This window comes from Alteromonas sp. a30 (genome assembly GCF_026788005.1).
GTDB lineage: Bacteria > Pseudomonadota > Gammaproteobacteria > Enterobacterales > Alteromonadaceae > Paraneptunicella.
Genome location: NZ_JABEPE010000003.1, coordinates 63,642 through 81,605 on the forward strand (window position 1 = coordinate 63,642; position 17,964 = coordinate 81,605).

At 43.6% G+C, this 17,964-nt stretch carries 13 protein-coding genes and 1 tRNA gene; 2 read left to right on the forward strand and 12 right to left on the reverse strand.

Annotation, left to right across the window (positions count from 1 at the left end; translation table 11 throughout):
* Positions 1-57: 57 nt before the first annotated feature.
* The 10 genes from rpsL to HJG39_RS04280 form a co-directional block, all read right to left on the reverse strand.
* Positions 58-432 carry a 30S ribosomal protein S12 gene (gene rpsL / locus HJG39_RS04235; protein WP_268407187.1) on the reverse strand — a complete coding sequence of 125 codons (375 nt, stop codon included), beginning with the start codon at positions 430-432 and terminating at the stop codon, positions 58-60.
* Positions 433-675: 243 nt separating this feature from the next.
* Positions 676-4,857: a DNA-directed RNA polymerase subunit beta' gene (gene rpoC, locus HJG39_RS04240; RefSeq protein ID WP_268407190.1), complete on the reverse strand. Its 4,182-nt coding sequence runs from the start codon at positions 4,855-4,857 to the stop codon at positions 676-678.
* An 84-nt stretch (positions 4,858-4,941) separates the two neighbouring features.
* Positions 4,942-8,970 carry a DNA-directed RNA polymerase subunit beta gene (gene rpoB / locus HJG39_RS04245; protein WP_268407192.1) on the reverse strand — a complete coding sequence of 1,343 codons (4,029 nt, stop codon included), beginning with the start codon at positions 8,968-8,970 and terminating at the stop codon, positions 4,942-4,944.
* Positions 8,971-9,241: 271 nt separating this feature from the next.
* Entirely contained in the window at positions 9,242-9,616 is a 375-nt protein-coding gene (rplL, locus tag HJG39_RS04250) for a 50S ribosomal protein L7/L12 (RefSeq protein WP_268407193.1), read from the reverse strand.
* Between the two features lie 60 nt (positions 9,617-9,676).
* Positions 9,677-10,195, reverse strand: coding sequence for a 50S ribosomal protein L10 (gene rplJ / locus HJG39_RS04255; RefSeq protein ID WP_268407196.1), 519 nt, complete (start codon positions 10,193-10,195; stop codon positions 9,677-9,679).
* A 253-nt stretch (positions 10,196-10,448) separates the two neighbouring features.
* Entirely contained in the window at positions 10,449-11,144 is a 696-nt protein-coding gene (gene rplA / locus HJG39_RS04260; protein ID WP_268407198.1) for a 50S ribosomal protein L1, read from the reverse strand.
* 3 nt (positions 11,145-11,147) lie between these two features.
* Positions 11,148-11,576: a 50S ribosomal protein L11 gene (gene rplK / locus HJG39_RS04265; RefSeq protein ID WP_268407201.1), complete on the reverse strand. Its 429-nt coding sequence runs from the start codon at positions 11,574-11,576 to the stop codon at positions 11,148-11,150.
* A 254-nt stretch (positions 11,577-11,830) separates the two neighbouring features.
* On the reverse strand, positions 11,831-12,379 hold the full coding sequence (gene nusG, locus HJG39_RS04270) for a transcription termination/antitermination protein NusG (protein WP_268407202.1): 549 nt from the start codon (positions 12,377-12,379) through the stop codon (positions 11,831-11,833).
* Positions 12,380-12,383: 4 nt separating this feature from the next.
* Positions 12,384-12,761 carry a preprotein translocase subunit SecE gene (secE, locus tag HJG39_RS04275; protein ID WP_268407204.1) on the reverse strand — a complete coding sequence of 126 codons (378 nt, stop codon included), beginning with the start codon at positions 12,759-12,761 and terminating at the stop codon, positions 12,384-12,386.
* A 31-nt stretch (positions 12,762-12,792) separates the two neighbouring features.
* Positions 12,793-12,869 (reverse strand) — tRNA-Trp (locus HJG39_RS04280).
* A gap of 342 nt (positions 12,870-13,211) precedes the next feature.
* On the opposite strand from HJG39_RS04280, the gene HJG39_RS04285 reads away from it, so the two are divergent.
* On the forward strand, positions 13,212-13,736 hold the full coding sequence (locus tag HJG39_RS04285) for a DinB family protein (RefSeq protein WP_268407206.1): 525 nt from the start codon (positions 13,212-13,214) through the stop codon (positions 13,734-13,736).
* A 7-nt stretch (positions 13,737-13,743) separates the two neighbouring features.
* On the opposite strand, the gene HJG39_RS04290 is transcribed toward HJG39_RS04285, so the two are convergent.
* Positions 13,744-15,519 (reverse strand): lysophospholipid acyltransferase family protein, encoded by a 1,776-nt coding sequence (locus HJG39_RS04290; protein WP_268407209.1) that lies wholly within the window; start codon positions 15,517-15,519, stop codon positions 13,744-13,746.
* 127 nt (positions 15,520-15,646) lie between these two features.
* On the opposite strand from HJG39_RS04290, the gene pyrC reads away from it, so the two are divergent.
* The gene (gene pyrC, locus HJG39_RS04295; RefSeq protein WP_268407212.1) at positions 15,647-16,693 is read left to right on the forward strand and encodes a dihydroorotase; all 1,047 of its coding nucleotides are present in this window, start codon (positions 15,647-15,649) and stop codon (positions 16,691-16,693) included.
* Between the two features lie 116 nt (positions 16,694-16,809).
* On the opposite strand, the gene HJG39_RS04300 is transcribed toward pyrC, so the two are convergent.
* Complete coding sequence (locus tag HJG39_RS04300) at positions 16,810-17,958, reverse strand: Na/Pi symporter (protein ID WP_268407214.1); 1,149 nt, start codon at positions 17,956-17,958, stop codon at positions 16,810-16,812.
* Positions 17,959-17,964: the final 6 nt, after the last annotated feature.

The following is a 17,964-nucleotide window of genomic DNA, read 5'->3' on the forward strand; positions in this document are numbered from 1 at the left end:
TTCAGGATAATCCCAAAACGTTAATGTTTAATGTTTGGCCTTACTAACGGAGAACCGTTAAGACTTGGGCCTTTTCGCACCGTACTTGGAGCGAGCTTGCTTACGATCTTTAACACCTGCGCAGTCCAAAGTACCGCGAACAGTGTGATAACGAACACCCGGTAAGTCTTTAACACGACCACCACGGATAAGAACAACGCTGTGCTCTTGCAAGTTGTGGCCTTCACCACCGATATACGAACTTACTTCAAAGCCATTCGTTAAACGAACACGACACACTTTACGAAGTGCCGAGTTTGGCTTCTTAGGAGTGGTTGTATATACACGAGTACATACACCACGACGTTGTGGACAAGCTTGCAATGCAGCAACGTTGCTTGGAACAACTTTGCTACGGCGAGGCTTGCGCACCAACTGGTTAACTGTTGCCATTATTAGCTCCTAATTACGACAAATTTTCAGGACGGAAACTCTTTTTGAGATGTTTCCAAGACAAAAAATCCACTATACCCATAACGAGGGTCGCGGCATTCTAATGATCGAAGTTTAGTCTGTCAACCCACGGGGTTTAGATATAAAAAACAAGGCTGGAAAAACGGGGATAATCCCGGTTGGGATAAGAGATTATGTGAGAAAAGTAAAGGTGACTCAATACTTGAGTCACCTTTCTATATTTTACTCTTCTGATGTAGAAGAGCTATTGCTTACTTCTGCATTCAATGCTTCGGTAAGTGCTTGTTCTGCTTCTTCTGCTGAAACAGATAACTCTTCTGCTTCAACAACTCGAGACTCCAGACGACGTTTGTGATACGCCAAGCCAGTACCGGCAGGAATTAAGCGACCAACAATAACGTTCTCTTTCAAGCCTCTCAGATCGTCACGCTTACCTTGAACTGCCGCTTCGGTAAGAACACGTGTTGTTTCTTGGAACGATGCTGCTGAGATAAACGACTCTGTGGAAAGAGACGCTTTAGTAATACCCAACAATTGAACTTCATATTCTGCTGGAATCTTACCCTGTTGCTCTAGTTCACGGTTAGCAATGCTTACATCTGAAACTTCACACTGCTCACCTTCGAGGAACATAGTGTCACCCGGATGTGTAATCACACACTTACGCAACATCTGACGAATAACAACTTCGATGTGCTTATCGTTAATTTTTACACCCTGTAAGCGATAAACTTCTTGAACCTCGTTGACGATATAGTTTGAAACTGCACTGATACCACGAAGACGAAGAATGTCATGTGGAGACTCAGGACCGTCAGCGATAACCTCACCTCGTTCAACACGCTCACCTTCGAACACGTTAAGCTGACGCCACTTAGGAATCATTTCTTCGTATGCGTCACCTTGCTCAGGTGTGATAACAAGACGTTTCTTGCCTTTCGTCTCTTTACCAAAGCCCACAGAACCAGAGATTTCCGCCAAGATAGCTGGCTCTTTTGGTTTTCTCGCTTCGAACAAGTCCGCTACGCGAGGAAGACCACCCGTGATGTCACGAGTCTTCGAGCTTTCTTGCGGGATACGTGCTAACACATCACCTGGACGCGCAGTCGCACCATCAGAAATCTCAATCGTGGTAAAGCTTGGTAAACGAATCTCTTGCAAGCCCACTTCTTCAATATCAAGAATAAGCTTGGGTTCTTTCGCAGCCGCTTTCGCCAAATCCTTAACAACAACACGAGAAAGACCAGTGATGTCATCTTGTTGCATTTCAGTGTTACTGTCATCAATATCAGCAAAGGTAATTTTCGCTGTACGTTCAGTCACAATTGGATGCGAATGCGGATCCCAGTTAGCAACAATTTCACCGGAACTAACCTGAGCACTATCATCAACCTGTAGGATCGCACCATAAGGCACTTTATAACGCTCTTTCTCACGACCGAATTCATCGATAACCGTTAGCTCAGTTGAACGAGAAACAATAACGATCTTGTCGTCGGTATTACGAACATACTTAGCATTATGCATCTTCAAGGAGCCATCGTTCTTAATTTGAACGCTGTTCTCCGCCGAGGCTCTAGATGCCGCACCACCAATGTGGAACGTACGCATGGTAAGCTGTGTACCTGGTTCACCGATTGACTGAGCGGCAATTACGCCCACGGCTTCACCCGGTGCAACCATATGACCTCGAGCCAAATCACGACCATAACATTTAGCACATACACCAAAGTCGTTCTTACAGGTAATAACCGAACGAACAATAACTTGGTCTACGGAATTTGCTTCAAGTAAATCAACCAGTTTTTCGTCTAACAGTACATTACGCTCTACTAACACTTCATCAGAGCCTGGTTTGATTACGTCTTCAGCAACAACACGACCTAGTACACGCTCTCTAAGTGGTTCAACAACATCACCACCTTCAATTAGCGGCTTCATAATGATGCCTTCAAACGTGCCACAGTCGTCGTTGTTAATAACAACGTCTTGGGCTACGTCAACCAAACGACGAGTCAAGTAACCTGAGTTAGCTGTCTTCAATGCAGTATCGGCCAAACCTTTACGCGCGCCGTGGGTCGAGATGAAGTACTGAAGTACGTTCAAACCTTCACGGAAATTAGCCGTAATCGGTGTTTCGATGATTGAACCGTCTGGTTTCGCCATCAGACCACGCATACCCGCCAACTGACGAATTTGAGCGGCACTACCACGAGCACCAGAGTCGGCCATCATGTAAACGGAGTTGAAAGAATCTTGCTCTTCCATTTCACCATCACGATTCAAAACTTGTTCTTTGGACAAGTTCGACATCATGGCTTTTGAAACACGTTCGTTGGCAGCAGACCAAATATCAATAACTTTGTTGTAGCGCTCACCCGCGGTAACAAGACCTGATTGGAATTGGTCCTGGATTTCGGCAACTTCTTGCTCTGCGCTGTCGATAATCTCTGATTTCTCATCAGGAATTACCATATCATCAATACCGATTGAAGCACCTGCTTTCATTGCATAGTGGAAACCGGTATACATAATTTGGTCGGCTGTAAGTACTGTTTTCTTCAAACCAAGACTACGATAACAAGCATTTAGCAAACGAGAAATTTGCTTTTTGCCCATCGCCAAGTTCATTAGTTCGAATGGAATACCTTCTGGCAAACACAAAGATAAAATGGCGCGGCCGACTGTCGTATCGATCAGTTCAACCTTTTCAGAAACATTACCGTCTTTATCAATCTTTACGTTGTTCAAACGAACTTTTACGCGAGCGTGTAAATCGGCAACACCTGTTCTATATGCCTTTTCAGCTTCTTTCACGTTTGCAAACGCCATGCCTTCGCCTTTCGCATTAATGCGATCACGCGTCATGTAGTACAAACCTAATACAACGTCCTGTGAAGGTACGATGATTGGCTCACCGTTCGCTGGCGATAAGATGTTGTTAGTCGACATCATCAATGCACGCGCTTCAAGCTGTGCTTCAATGGTTAACGGCACGTGTACCGCCATTTGGTCACCGTCGAAGTCAGCGTTGTATGCCGCACACACTAGTGGGTGCAACTGAATCGCTTTACCTTCGATTAGAATCGGTTCAAATGCTTGGATGCCGAGTCTGTGAAGCGTTGGCGCACGGTTAAGTAAAACCGGATGCTCTCGGATGACTTCATCTAAAACGTCCCATACTTCCGGTGCCTCTCGCTCTACCATTTTCTTAGCAGCTTTAATGGTCGTTGCTAAGCCACGGCCTTCTAACTTGCCGTAAATAAAGGGTTTGAACAACTCCAAAGCCATTTTCTTAGGAAGACCACATTGGTGTAGGCGTAATGTAGGACCAACGGTAATTACAGAACGACCAGAATAGTCAACACGCTTACCAAGTAGGTTTTGACGGAAACGACCTTGCTTACCTTTAATCATGTCAGCAAGCGATTTTAATGGACGCTTGTTAGAGCCGGTGATCGCACGACCACGACGTCCATTATCAAGTAACGCATCCACCGCTTCTTGTAACATACGTTTCTCGTTACGAACGATGATGTCAGGCGCTGCTAAATCTAATAATCTTTTCAGACGGTTGTTACGGTTGATTACACGACGATATAAATCGTTCAAATCAGAGGTCGCAAAACGACCACCGTCTAACGGTACCAACGGACGAAGGTCAGGTGGCAATACTGGTAACACCGTCATGATCATCCACTCAGGCTTGTTACCTGACTGCTGGAAAGACTCCAACAATTTCAAACGCTTAGTGATTTTCTTACGTTTTGTTTCTGAAGTAACAGAAGGCAATTCTTCACGCATTGATGCCACATCAGCATCAACATCTAAAGCAAGCAACAAATCAAAAATAGCCTCTGCGCCCATTTTTGCTTCAAACTCGTCACCGTGCTCTTCTAACGCATCTAGATACTCTTCTTCAGTCAATAGTTGACTTGCTTCAAGTGTAGTCATACCGGGTTCAGTAACTACGTATGACTCGAAGTAAAGTACGCGTTCAATATCACGCAATGTCATATCGAGCATTAAGCCGATACGAGATGGCAGTGATTTCAAAAACCAAATATGTGCAACAGGGCTTGCTAACTCAATGTGGCCCATACGTTCACGACGCACTTTCGTTAGCGTTACTTCAACGCCACATTTTTCACAGATAACACCACGGTGCTTCAAGCGCTTGTATTTACCACACAAGCACTCGTAATCTTTTGTAGGACCAAAGATGCGTGCACAGAATAAACCATCTCGCTCTGGCTTGAAGGTACGATAGTTAATCGTTTCTGGCTTTTTCACTTCACCGTACGACCATGAGCGGATCATGTCTGGTGATGTAAGACCAATTCGAATCTGATCGAATTCTTCTGTTTTATTTTGCTGTTTGAGAAACTTAAGTAAGTCTTTCACAATGTTCTCCCAACGGAGTCAATCAACCTGACTAGGCTGTAACAAATGCTACAGCCTAAACCAACTGCTCTAAACCAGAGCGCCCTATTGTTCTTCCAACTCAATGTTGATACCCAGAGAGCGAATCTCTTTCAACAATACGTTGAATGATTCTGGCATTCCAGGGTCCATGCTATGGTCACCATCGACGATGTTCTTATACATCTTCGTACGACCATTCACGTCGTCAGATTTAACTGTCAACATTTCTTGTAAGGTGTAGGCAGCACCGTATGCTTCTAGTGCCCATACCTCCATCTCACCGAAACGTTGCCCACCGAACTGAGCTTTACCACCTAACGGCTGCTGCGTTACCAAGCTGTACGAACCAGTAGAACGAGCGTGCATTTTGTCGTCTACCAAGTGGTTCAGTTTCAGCATGTACATGTAACCCACTGTTACCGGACGTTCAAATTCCTGACCAGTACGACCATCAAATAACGTGATTTGTCCACTTTCTGGAATATCAGCGAGTTTAAGTAGCTCTTTAATTTCAAGTTCAGTAGCACCATCGAATACTGGCGTTGCAGTTGGTACACCTTTGCGCAAGTTATGTGCCAAACGTCTCACTTCATCGTCAGTGAATGTTGTAAGATCAACCGTTTGTCTGCATCGACCTGCATCATATACTTGCTGGATAAATTCTCTTAACTTAGCGAGTTCTTGCTGCTCTTTGATCATGCGATCAATCTTCACGCCAAGACCATTTGCAGCCATACCCAAGTGAGTTTCAAGGATCTGACCGATGTTCATACGCGAAGGTACGCCCAGCGGGTTAAGTACGATGTCAACAGGCGTACCATTTTCATCATAAGGCATGTCTTCAACTGGCTGAATGGATGAGATAACACCTTTGTTACCGTGACGACCTGCCATTTTGTCACCCGGTTGAATACGACGTTTAACCGCTAAGTAAACTTTAACAATTTTAAGAACACCTGGCGCTAGGTCATCACCCTGTGTGATTTTGCGACGCTTAGCTTCAAACTTCTTATCATAGTCAGCTTTAATTTCAGCAAATTGGTCTGCACTTTGCTCTAATTCAGCTTGCGCATCTTCATCGCTTAGTGGTAAATCAAACCATTTCTCTCTTGGCAAGGTATCTAGTTTCTCAGACGCAACACCATTATTAACTAAAAGGTTACGAGTACGAGCAAAGATGTCATCTGCCAAAATATTGAATACATCAGTTAAATCTTTCTTAACCTGACGCAACTGCATATCTTCAATTTCAAGCGCACGTTTGTCTTTTTCTACACCATCACGAGTGAATACTTGTACGTCAATAACCGTACCATGAACACTATTTGGAACACGTAGAGATGTATCTTTAACGTCGGACGCTTTTTCACCAAAGATTGCACGCAATAGCTTTTCTTCTGGCGTTAGTTGAGTTTCACCTTTAGGCGTTACCTTACCAACAAGAATATCACCGCCTTTAACCTCTGCACCGATATAAACAACACCTGACTCATCAAGTTTGCTTAATGCAGATTCACCCACATTCGGAATATCAGAAGAAATTTCCTCTGGACCTAGCTTAGTGTCACGAGCAATACAGCTCAATTCCTGAATATGAATCGTTGTGAAGCGATCTTCCTGAGCCACACGCTCAGAGATAAGGATTGAATCCTCGAAATTAAAACCGTTCCAAGGCATGAAAGCGATACGCATGTTCTGACCAAGCGCCAATTCGCCAAGGTCTGTAGAAGGACCATCAGCCATAACATCACCGGCATTAACAGGTTCACCAACGTTTACAGTCGGCTTCTGGTTAATACAAGTATTTTGGTTTGAACGCGTGTATTTAGTTAAGTTGTAAATATCGATGCCGGCTTCGCCTGGCATTAGCTCACTATCGTTAACTTTAACAACGATACGGCTAGCATCTACATAATCAATTACACCACCGCGCTTGGCGACAACCGTTACCCCTGAATCGATAGCAACGGTTTTTTCCATGCCTGTACCCACTAGTGGCTTTTCAGCTTTTAGCGTTGGCACAGCTTGACGTTGCATGTTCGAGCCCATCAAGGCACGGTTAGCATCATCATGTTCTAGGAATGGGATGATACTTGCTGCAACGGAAACAATCTGCTGCGGTGCAACATCCATATAAAGAATGTCTTCGCGTGGCATTAAGGTGAATTCACCTTTATGACGACAGGGTACTAAGTCATCAGCAAGACGGCTGTCTTCTGTTAACTTTGCGCTCGCCTGAGCGATAGGGAACTGACCTTCTTCAATTGCAGAAAGGTAATCCACATCATCCGTCACTACACCATCAACAATTTTACGATACGGTGTTTCAAGGAAACCATAATCGTTAGTTCGCGCATAACTTGATAATGAGTTAATCAAGCCGATGTTTGGACCCTCAGGGGTTTCAATTGGACATACACGACCGTAGTGAGTTGGGTGAACATCTCGAACTTCGAATCCTGCACGTTCACGCGTAAGACCACCGGGGCCTAATGCTGAAACACGGCGTTTATGTGTTACTTCCGATAACGGGTTATTTTGGTCCATAAACTGAGATAGCTGGCTGGAACCAAAGAACTCTTTAACGGCAGCGGAGATCGGCTTAGCGTTGATCAAGTCTTGCGGCATGATGCTATCCAAATCGCCAAGACTTAAGCGCTCTTTAACAGCTCTTTCAACACGCACCAAACCAACACGGAATTGGTTTTCTGCCATCTCACCTACGCTACGAATACGACGGTTGCCCAAGTGATCAATATCATCAACTTCATCCTTACCGTCACGAATCGCAATTAGGCGACGCATAACCTCAACAATATCTTCTTTACAAAGCGTGCCTTCACCCGTTGACTCTGAACGGCCAAGACGACGATTGAACTTCATACGGCCTACTGCTGATAGGTCATAGCGTTCTTCAGAGAAGAATAAATTGTCGAATAAAGTTTCTGCTGCGTCTTTTGTTGGTGGTTCACCGGGACGCATCATACGATAAATTTCTACTAGCGCTTCTAAACGGTTGGAGCTTGGGTCGATACGCACAGTATCAGAGATATATGAACCGTGATCGAGCTCATTGATGTAAAGCGTTTCGAAGGTGTCATAACCGCCAGTTCTAAGTGCAGCTAGACGCTCTAAAGTAACTTCATCATTAGCGTTAACAATGACTTCACCCGTCGCTTCATCAACGTAAGTGGTAGCAAATACTCGGCCGATTAAGAATTCTGCCGGTACTTCTAGCTCATTGATACCTGCCTTTTCCATCTGACGAGTATGACGAGCAGATACACGACGACCTGCTTCAACAAGTATATTCCCTTCACCATCTTTGATGTCGAACTTCGCTGTTTCACCGCGTAAACGTTCAGGGATAATACCCATCATGAATTCACGCTCAGTAATACGAACGGTTTCTTTATCGAAGAATAAACCTAGAATTTCTTCCGTTCCCATATCCATAGCGCGAAGGATAATGGTGGCAGGCAATTTACGACGACGATCTATACGTACAAATAAATTATCTTTCGGGTCAAATTCAAAATCTAACCAAGAACCACGGTAAGGGATAACGCGAGCATTATAAAGTACCTTACCTGAAGAGTGAGTTTTTCCACGGTCATGATCAAAGAATACACCGGGAGAACGGTGTAATTGAGAAACGATAACACGCTCAGTACCATTAATAACAAAAGTGCCCGTATCGGTCATTAATGGGATTTCACCCATATACACTTCTTGCTCTTTAATATCTTTTACTGTGCCTGGAGCCGCTTCTTTATCATATAAAACTAGACGAAGCTTAACTCGAAGAGGAGCTGAATAAGTCAACCCACGAATCTGACATTCTTTTACGTCAAATACTGGCTCACCTAAACGGTAGCTCACATATTGTAACTCTGAATTACCAGAGTAACTTTTGATTGGGAATACCGAGCGGAACGCCGCTTCCAAGCCATACTGACCATCGGAATCAACTTCAATAAATTTACGGAATGAATCGAGTTGAATCGAAAGAAGGTAAGGTATTTCCAAAACTTGGGGGCGTTTGCCAAAGTCCTTGCGGATACGTTTCTTTTCGCTATAAGAGTAAACCATGGATTCCTCAGTCTGCTGATTTTTGACCCTGTTGCCGTCGTAACGTCGACAATTCTCAGCACCGTTTTAGATAACGCTTACTGACCAATACTTTTTACTAAAAACGCAAAGGCATTGGTTTAATAAAAATTATTATAGATAACGTTTCCTCGCGCCGTATAAAGGATAGGCAATCAACGGTGAAGCTGCACTATCCTACAGCGCAAAAAGGCTGGAGGTTAATAAACCACCAGCCTACGCCATTTCTGGCTGTAACCTGTCGGATGACAAATTACTTAAGTTCAACCTCAGCACCAGCTTCTTCAAGCTCTTTCTTAAGTGCTTCAGCTTCATCCTTAGAGATAGCTTCTTTGATAGCTTTAGGAGCTGATTCAACCAACTCTTTAGCTTCTTTAAGGCCAAGACCAGTTGCGCTGCGAACAGCTTTGATAACTGCAACTTTGTTACCGCCGATACCAGCAAGAACAACGTCGAATTCAGTTTTTTCTTCAGCTGCTTCAGCTGCTGCAGCTGGACCAGCTGCTACTGCTACTGCTGCAGTTGCTTCTACGCCGAATTTTTCTTCAGCTGCTTCGATTAGCTCTACCAATTCCATAACTGGCATTTCAGCAATCGCGTTCAAGATATCTTCTTTAGTTAGAGCCATTTCTCTAAACTCCTGGGTTTAAAATGTTAATACAAATATTCGTTTTTAGAGACACTAAAATTATTTAGTATCTTTAATAGCCGCCAGCACGCGTGCAAATTTGGTAGGTACTTCGTTGATAGTACGTACAAACTTGCCAACAGGTGCTTTGAAGGTAGCAAGAAGTTTTGCTAACGCTTCGTCGCGTGTCGGAAGTGAAGCCACTGCGTCCAATTTTTCTGGACCAAGTAAGCCGCTGCCGATAGAAAGAGCTGTAACTTGTAGCTTGTCATTTTCTTTAGAAAAATCTTTGAAAAGACGAGCTGCACCACCCGGGGCATCCATAGAGAAGCCATAGATAAGTGGACCCGTTAAAGCACTGTTCAAATCTGCAAATTTGCTGTCTGCTAACGCACGCTTAGCAAGTGTATTTCTGATAACTTTCAGATATACGCCCTGCTCGCGAGCTTTAACGCGTAAAGCAGTTAAGTCAGCAACTTCCAAACCGCGATATTCAGCGACGGCGACGGATAGAGCTTCAGATGCAACGTTACTTACTTCAGCAACGATCTCTTTTTTTGCTTCTAAACCTAATGCCACTGAGATCACCTCTTAGTTACTGAGAATTGGCAAAGCCGCTTCCCAGAGTTCATAGATTGGCAACGCCATACTTTGTTTCCAAAGTGCTTTGCTACCGTTCCACGGTGTTCATTTTCCCCAGAGAGTCTGAGTCGAACCACCGTCTGCGTAGGTTGTTAGATTAAGTAGTTCTGACAAAGTCAAACCACACCTACGGTCTTGGACGGGAGCTTGATTTTTCTTTTGGAAAATCCAAGCTCCAACCCACATTCAATTAAAAGTTCAAAGTACTTTGATCAACCGCTACACCAGCACCCATTGTAGTGCTAAGGCTAACTTTCTTGATGTACGAACCTTTTGCACTTGCTGGTTTTGCTTTCTTAAGCGCATCCAACAAGGCTTCCAAGTTTTCTTGAATTTGGTTAGCTTCAAAGCCAACTTTACCAATACTCGCGTGGATAATACCGTTTTTATCGTTACGGTAACGAACCTGACCTGCTTTAGCATTTTTAACAGCTGTCGCAACATCAGGAGTAACTGTACCCGTTTTAGGGTTAGGCATAAGGCCACGAGGACCGAGGATTTGGCCTAATTGACCAACAACACGCATTGCATCAGGAGAAGCAACAACCACGTCGAAGTTCATTTCGCCTTTTTTCACTTGCTCAGCAAGATCTTCCATACCTACAACATCTGCACCCGCTTCTTTAGCTGCGTCTGCATTGGCACCTTGTGTAAATACCGCAACACGTACATCTTTACCTGTACCATGTGGAAGCACTGTTGCACCACGTACGTTTTGGTCAGATTTACGAGCATCAATACCAAGGTTGACCGCTACATCTAAGCTCTCAGGGAACTTAGCTGTGGCTAATTCTTTCAATAGAGCAACCGCCTCATTGATTTCGTAATCTTTAGTAACATCTACTTTTTCGCGAACTAGACGCATACGCTTAGTGAGTTTCGCCATGTGTTAGTCCTCCACCTCTAGGCCCATGCTACGTGCAGAACCAGCAATTGTACGAACACCAGCATCCAAGTCGGCAGCAGTTAAATCTGCTTGCTTCATGTTCACGATCTCTTCTAATTGAGCACGGGTAACTTTACCCACTTTCTCAGTGTTAGGACGACCAGAACCGCTCTTAATGCCAGCCGCTTTCTTCAGTAAGAATGAAGCAGGTGGGGTTTTAGTTTCGAAAGTAAATGAACGATCTTCAAATACAGAAATTTGAACTGGAATCGGCATTCCTTTTTCCATGCTTTCTGTTTTGGCGTTAAACGCTTTACAGAATTCCATGATGTTCACACCGTGTTGACCTAAAGCAGGACCAACTGGTGGACTTGGATTTGCAGAGCCCGCAGGCACTTGCAGCTTAATCAAGCCAACAATTTTCTTAGCCATTGTGAAATGTCTCTCGGTTTGGGTATAACGCCTCGCACAATGATGAGCTCAAAGTACTCAAATGGCTCCCCTGTTTAAAAGGCCGAGGATTATAGTGAAAAGCCGTATAGATAACAAGCCCTAATTTGATATTTTTTGAACATTTACTTGCTTTAACTTTTGGCGTTTTCTCTACGCCGAAAAACAAAAAAGCGAGTCGTTTGATCAACTCGCTTTAACCCTAGCAGATATTCTACAGATTAGCTTGATATAGATTAGCCTTTCTCGACTTGGCTAAACTCCAATTCAACGGGTGTTGAACGGCCAAAGATAAGAACGGAAACCTTTAAGCGACTCTTTTCATAGTCAACTTCTTCAACGACGCCATTGAAGTCGGCAAATGGACCATCGGTAACACGTACCACTTCGCCCGGTTCGAACAAGGTTTTTGGCTTGGGCTTATCAACCGATTCTTGAAGACGATTTAAGATAGCGTCAGCTTCTTTTTTAGTAATAGGCGCTGGACGATCAGTCGTTCCACCGATAAAACCTAAAACACGAGGCACACTTTTAACTAAGTGCCAAGAGTCATCATTCATTTCCATTTCAACTAACACGTAGCCTGGAAAGAACTTACGCTCACTTTTACGCTTTTGGCCTGCACGCATTTCTACCACTTCTTCGGTAGGAACAAGGATTTCACCGAAGTAATTTTCCATGTTGTGCATTTTAATATGCTCTTCTAACGTTTTTTTAACGCGAGCTTCATAGCCTGAGAAGGCTTGTACGACGTACCAGCGTTTTACTGATTCAGACTCTGACATTTACTTATGCTCCTATGCCGGTGATAAATGAAACCACACGAACGGCGATACCATCCAATCCCCAAAGCAACAAAGCCATGACAAACGTGGCAGCCAATACGATTAGCGTTGTTTGTGTTGCTTCTTCACGAGTTGGCCATACAACTTTGCGTACTTCAGTTCTAGACTCTGACGCAAAACTGACAAACTGCGAACCTTTTACTGTTTTTGCTGCGATAAAAAGCGCAACCGCAATAGCGACAACCACACCCACAGCACGAACTAAGACTGACATATCACCGAAATAGTAATTGCCGCCTACAGCCGCACCGAGTAATACAACAACAACTAACCACTTTAACGTGTCTAGAGAGCCAGTATTGTCAACTGCATTCTCACTCATGATTTAACCTTTATGCATTTACTTTTGCTATTGGCAGGGGTGGAGGGACTCGAACCCCCAACCATCGGTTTTGGAGACCGCTGTTCTACCAATTGGAACTACACCCCTTTAATTTTGTTCATCCTTCTTTAAATCACAACCCTCTAAAGGCCACATTCGTAAGCCATAAGATTTCCCTTAACTATGTATCTTCAATCTTGAAACGGGAAATTCTGAGTCATGATAAAGGAGGGAGCGGTATTATACTCATTGAATCGAACTATACAAGCATGGTCTTGCTGACTTAAATTAAAATTAATTTGTAAAAAGGATGACAATGATCCGGTCAGATCAATACAATCTCCAAAAATGCCCATTTATTTTTCCGCAACAGGCTGAAATCGATAACAAATGAGGTACAATTTTCGAAAACTTGCTCCGAAAACGATGCTATAGAGGTTAGTCAAAAGGATGAATGTAGAAAAAGTCATCAGTAGTCAGCTGGAAATTTTAGGCCAAGGGAAGCAATTCCTCCTAAGTTGCTCAAACGCGGCTTATAATCATATTACCGCTCCTCATTTCACCAGCTCTCCCGGCAAACACATGCGCCACGTATTGGATCATTATTTAGCCATAATGAACAGTAACGACACTGGCCTAATCGATTACGACAAGCGAAACCGCGATACTAGCATTGAATCGGAGTTAGACTCTGCATTAAGCCTACTTGAATCCATTGAGAATTGGCTTAGCGCCTTAACCAGCGAAGAATTATTACGCACATTAGATGTCAAAAGTGAAATCTCGGTTTCTGAAACACAAGTGCTTACTTGTCCATCAAACGTTGCACGAGAACTGATGTTTGTAGGCAGCCACGCGGTACATCATTTTTCACTTATTTCTGCAATGATGTCGTTAACTGGAACTCAATTAGATAACGACTTCGGCGTAGCACCAGCAACATTAAGCCACCAACGTGAAGTCGCACTAAGTTAAAAAATTATTAAGAATAGGCCAGATAAGCGGGCATTTCATCTGCCAAATATTTGCTCACTAATTTTTGTGGCGCGCTTGGCAAATGCACACTCAACAACAACCCTGGTGTATCCGCAAAGTTTTTATCAACACCTAACGCATGGAAATTGGCATTCAGCTTCATGTAGTGTTTGAGCAAAATTGGAATGTCCTTTCCATCTGTTTCTATCGCTTGCAAAAAGCTGCTCATGTGGGATCGCAAATGATAATCCTGATGAAACGCTTGAATTTCAGGATGTAGCGCAAAATCAAAGTCATGTTTCGGACTCACATTATCGGTTTCTTCCACAAGCGCCGCTTTGATAATCGCAATGCTACGTTTATCAAATAATTTGCTCAGCGATACAGTGCCGTATAAATAACGATATTGTGGAAATTTCCCACAGAAAGCCCCAATACCGCGCCAGAGTAAATACAATCCATGAAAACTTCTTTGGTATTCTGGGGTTAAAAATGAGCGCCCCATTTCCAAACATGGCTCTTTTCGATTGATAAAGCCTGGCTGAAAATTAAACATCTGCGCCAAATAAATCGGACTAAGGTCGTCTTTGTCTTTTGCGTAATTTGCTAACAACCTATCGGTTTGCCCCATTCTGTAGGCACCAACCAGTTCGTGTGTATCGTTATTAACCACGAATAAATGCGTATAAGTATCATCAAAATGGTCAGTATCTCTTGAATTACCACTGCCTTCATTATGTTCACGAAACACCCTTTCTCTCAAACGGGCTATTTCCAATACGACATTCGGTATTTGTTCGCGATAACCGTAATAAACACTAAAGTTTCGATATTCAACTAAGTGCTGTTTAGCTGGCAAATCCGCGATTTCCTTTTGAAGCAACGCCACATCAATTGGTGCGGCTAGGGGTGAAAACTCCATTGCATTTGTTACTGGCCAATCACTTCGCCATTCAGGCTCAAGTGCATAACTCTGAGCTCGAGCCAATGCAGCCAGTTCTTTATCCGTAACCTGTGTTTCTATCCTATTTGCGCTCACTGTATGCCCTATATCGATTCGTAAATTTTGATTCTTTTTGTTGAGGAGTTCCCATCCAAGGAAAAACATTCTGAGTTTAAAGTTCAACCGCTCTACACGGTAAAACCAGTCGCTATTTTTTCCAGAAGCAAATATTGGCGTGTATTGTATTTGCGGAATTTGCAACATTCTGCCCACTAAACGATTCCACTCATGCTCAACAACACGCTGAGAAGCAACATCGTAAAAGCTTACTTTTCCTGCTGGGAAAATTAGTAACGCGCCGCCACGCTTTAAGTGACCAATAGTTTGTTTAAGCGAAGGGGCATTTTTGGCATTTTTAGGCGCAAGAGGGTTAGTAAAAATAAAATAATCTGTTAATTCCGAAAATACTCGCAATGCCGTGTTAGCGAGCACCTTTAGATCGGGTCGAACCTGACTTATGACTCTCGCTAAAATCACGCCTTCAATCCCACCGAAAGGATGATTACTCGCAAGCAATAACGGCCCTTCTTTAGGGATCATATCAAGGGCTTTTTGGTCTACATCCAAAGTAATATTCAATGCTTCGAGCAATTTATCGGAGAATTCTTCCTTACTCAGCCCTTCCAAACCATTGTTTTGGTATAACGCCCGCATTTTATGTAAGCCGAGTAATCGGTCTCCTAAACGGATACCCAACTTCATTATCCCATTTTGTTTTTCTTGAGAAATTAACTCCCCCAAGCTAATTCGCTTCTGCATCAATACTCGCTTTTTACTCAATTTCGTTCTTAAAATTTGATACATTTACCCGGTTCAATCGCCGCTTAAGCAACTAAGCTATTTAAACAGCGATATTCAAGGCCCTATACAGACCCGAAATCACTCCAGAAATGTACAAGGATCACAAATGACCGAGCTAATTTTGACCCAGCCTGATGATTGGCATGTCCATTTACGAGATGGTGACATGCTTCAAGAAACCGTTCCTGCAACGGCACGATGCTTTCACCGCGCCATCGTGATGCCCAATCTTGTTCCACCTGTGACAAATGCACAACTGGCAGCGGAATATCAGGCACGAATTCAAGAAGCTATTCCTTCAGGAAAGTCATTCACCCCATTAATGACACTTTATTTAACCAATAGAACCACAACTGAGGACATTGTTACAGCGAAAAATAGCGGAGTCACCGCAGCTAAGCTCTATCCTGCGGGAGCCACAACAAACTCCGATGCAGGTGTAGCTTCACTTCAGCAGCTCTATCCGGTTTTTGAATCCATGGCTGAACAAAACATGCTTTTATTGGTCCATGGGGAAGTAACCGACTGCCATATCGATATTTTTGATCGAGAACATAAATTTATCGAACAACATTTGCAGCCAATTGTAGAAACATTTCCAACATTAAAGGTTGTGATGGAACACATTACAACAAAGGAGGCCGTGCAATTCGTAAGTGGAGCGAGTGATATTGTAGGCGCCACCATTACACCTCAACATTTGATGTTAAATCGCAACGACTTACTGGTTGGGGGAATTCGGCCTCACAACTATTGTTTACCCGTTTTAAAACGTAATACACACCAAGAAGCATTGCAGGAAGCCGTTTGCAGTGGTTCTAGAAAATTCTTTTTAGGCACAGATTCCGCACCTCACGAAAAGCATAAAAAAGAGAGTGATTGTGGATGTGCGGGTTGCTATAGCGCTTGGAGTGCAATAGAACTCTATGCACAAATCTTCGACGACTTGGGTGTATTAGATAAGCTCGAAGGCTTTGCTAGCCACTTTGGAGCGGATTTTTATGGCTTACCCAGAAATACAACGAAAATTCGTCTAATACAGGAAGAATGGACTGTTCCCGAATCAATTACCCTACCAAACGGTGAACCAATTGTACCATTCCACGCAGGACAAGTGCTTCAATGGAAGCTAGACCAAGCATTTTCAGGCTAAGACGATAGCCTGATGGCTTTCAGCTTTCCTAAACGCTTAAGGGACGGATACAGTCCGTCCCAAAACTGCCATCTCAAGATATTCGAACCGCTCATCACTATGCGCCTATAAAAACACTATGATGCAACAGCAATCACTGATAAGGGCACTAAGAAGAACAGCGTAATAATATAAGCCAAACCGAAAAGCTTATGCTCAGCCACGACATCCGACAAAGCAGAAGAAAGGTGAAGAGGCACATTCCGCAACAACTTGACGCTGTAGATAAGCACCACCCCTAGAACGTTATACATTAAGTGCACAAAAGCAACCTGTAGCGCCACATCCGCATTAGGGCCAGTAATGGCAACTGCGGCAAGCAGCGCCGTGATGCAAGTGCCAATATTCGCCCCTAACGTAAATGGATAAACTTCTTTAGTTGAAAGAACGCCAGTTCCAACAAGAGGCACAACTAAAGAGGTTGTTGTTGACGACGATTGCACCAACACTGTCACAATTGTACCTGATGCAATTCCTTGAATAGGCCCTCGCCCAATGCTTCTGTGTAAAATATCTTTTGCCCGACCTACCATCAATGCCTTCATCGTTTTTCCCATCAAGGTAATGGATAAAATGATCAAAGCAACGCCTAAGATAGCCATTAAAATACCTGCGAACAAATTAGGCAGAAAGGAGAATATATCAGCAACCAACTGACTCACTGGATTAGTCATGATTTTGATTGGGTTGAACCCAGAAACACTAAGTTCCGTTGAAGTTGAAAATAGGGAAACAAGAAAACCACTTGCCTTTTCCAACACACCAAATGCAATCTCTAACGGTAAGAAAATAAACACACACATGACATTAAAAAAATCATGAATGGTCGCGGCACCAAAGGCGCGTCGAAACTCATCTTTGTGAGCAACATGACCCAAACTGACGATCGTGCTCGTAATACTTGTTCCTATATTGGCCCCCATAATCATAGGAACAGCAATACTAACAGGCAACCCTCCCGCCACCATAGCTACGATAATAGATGACACCGTGCTAGAAGATTGCACAAGGGCTGTGGCAACCATGCCAATAATCAAACCTAAAATGGGGTTTTCTGCAAAACCAAATAAGGCTTCAGCATGATCGCCCGTCGCTAACTTAAACCCCGCACCAATAATGGTAACGGCGATGAGAATCCCATACACAAGCAGAGCTAAATAGGCCCAGTTTTTCTTGCTGTTCGGGAGGGTAGGAATAGGAGCGCTCTGTATCTCAGAATGATTCATGAATAG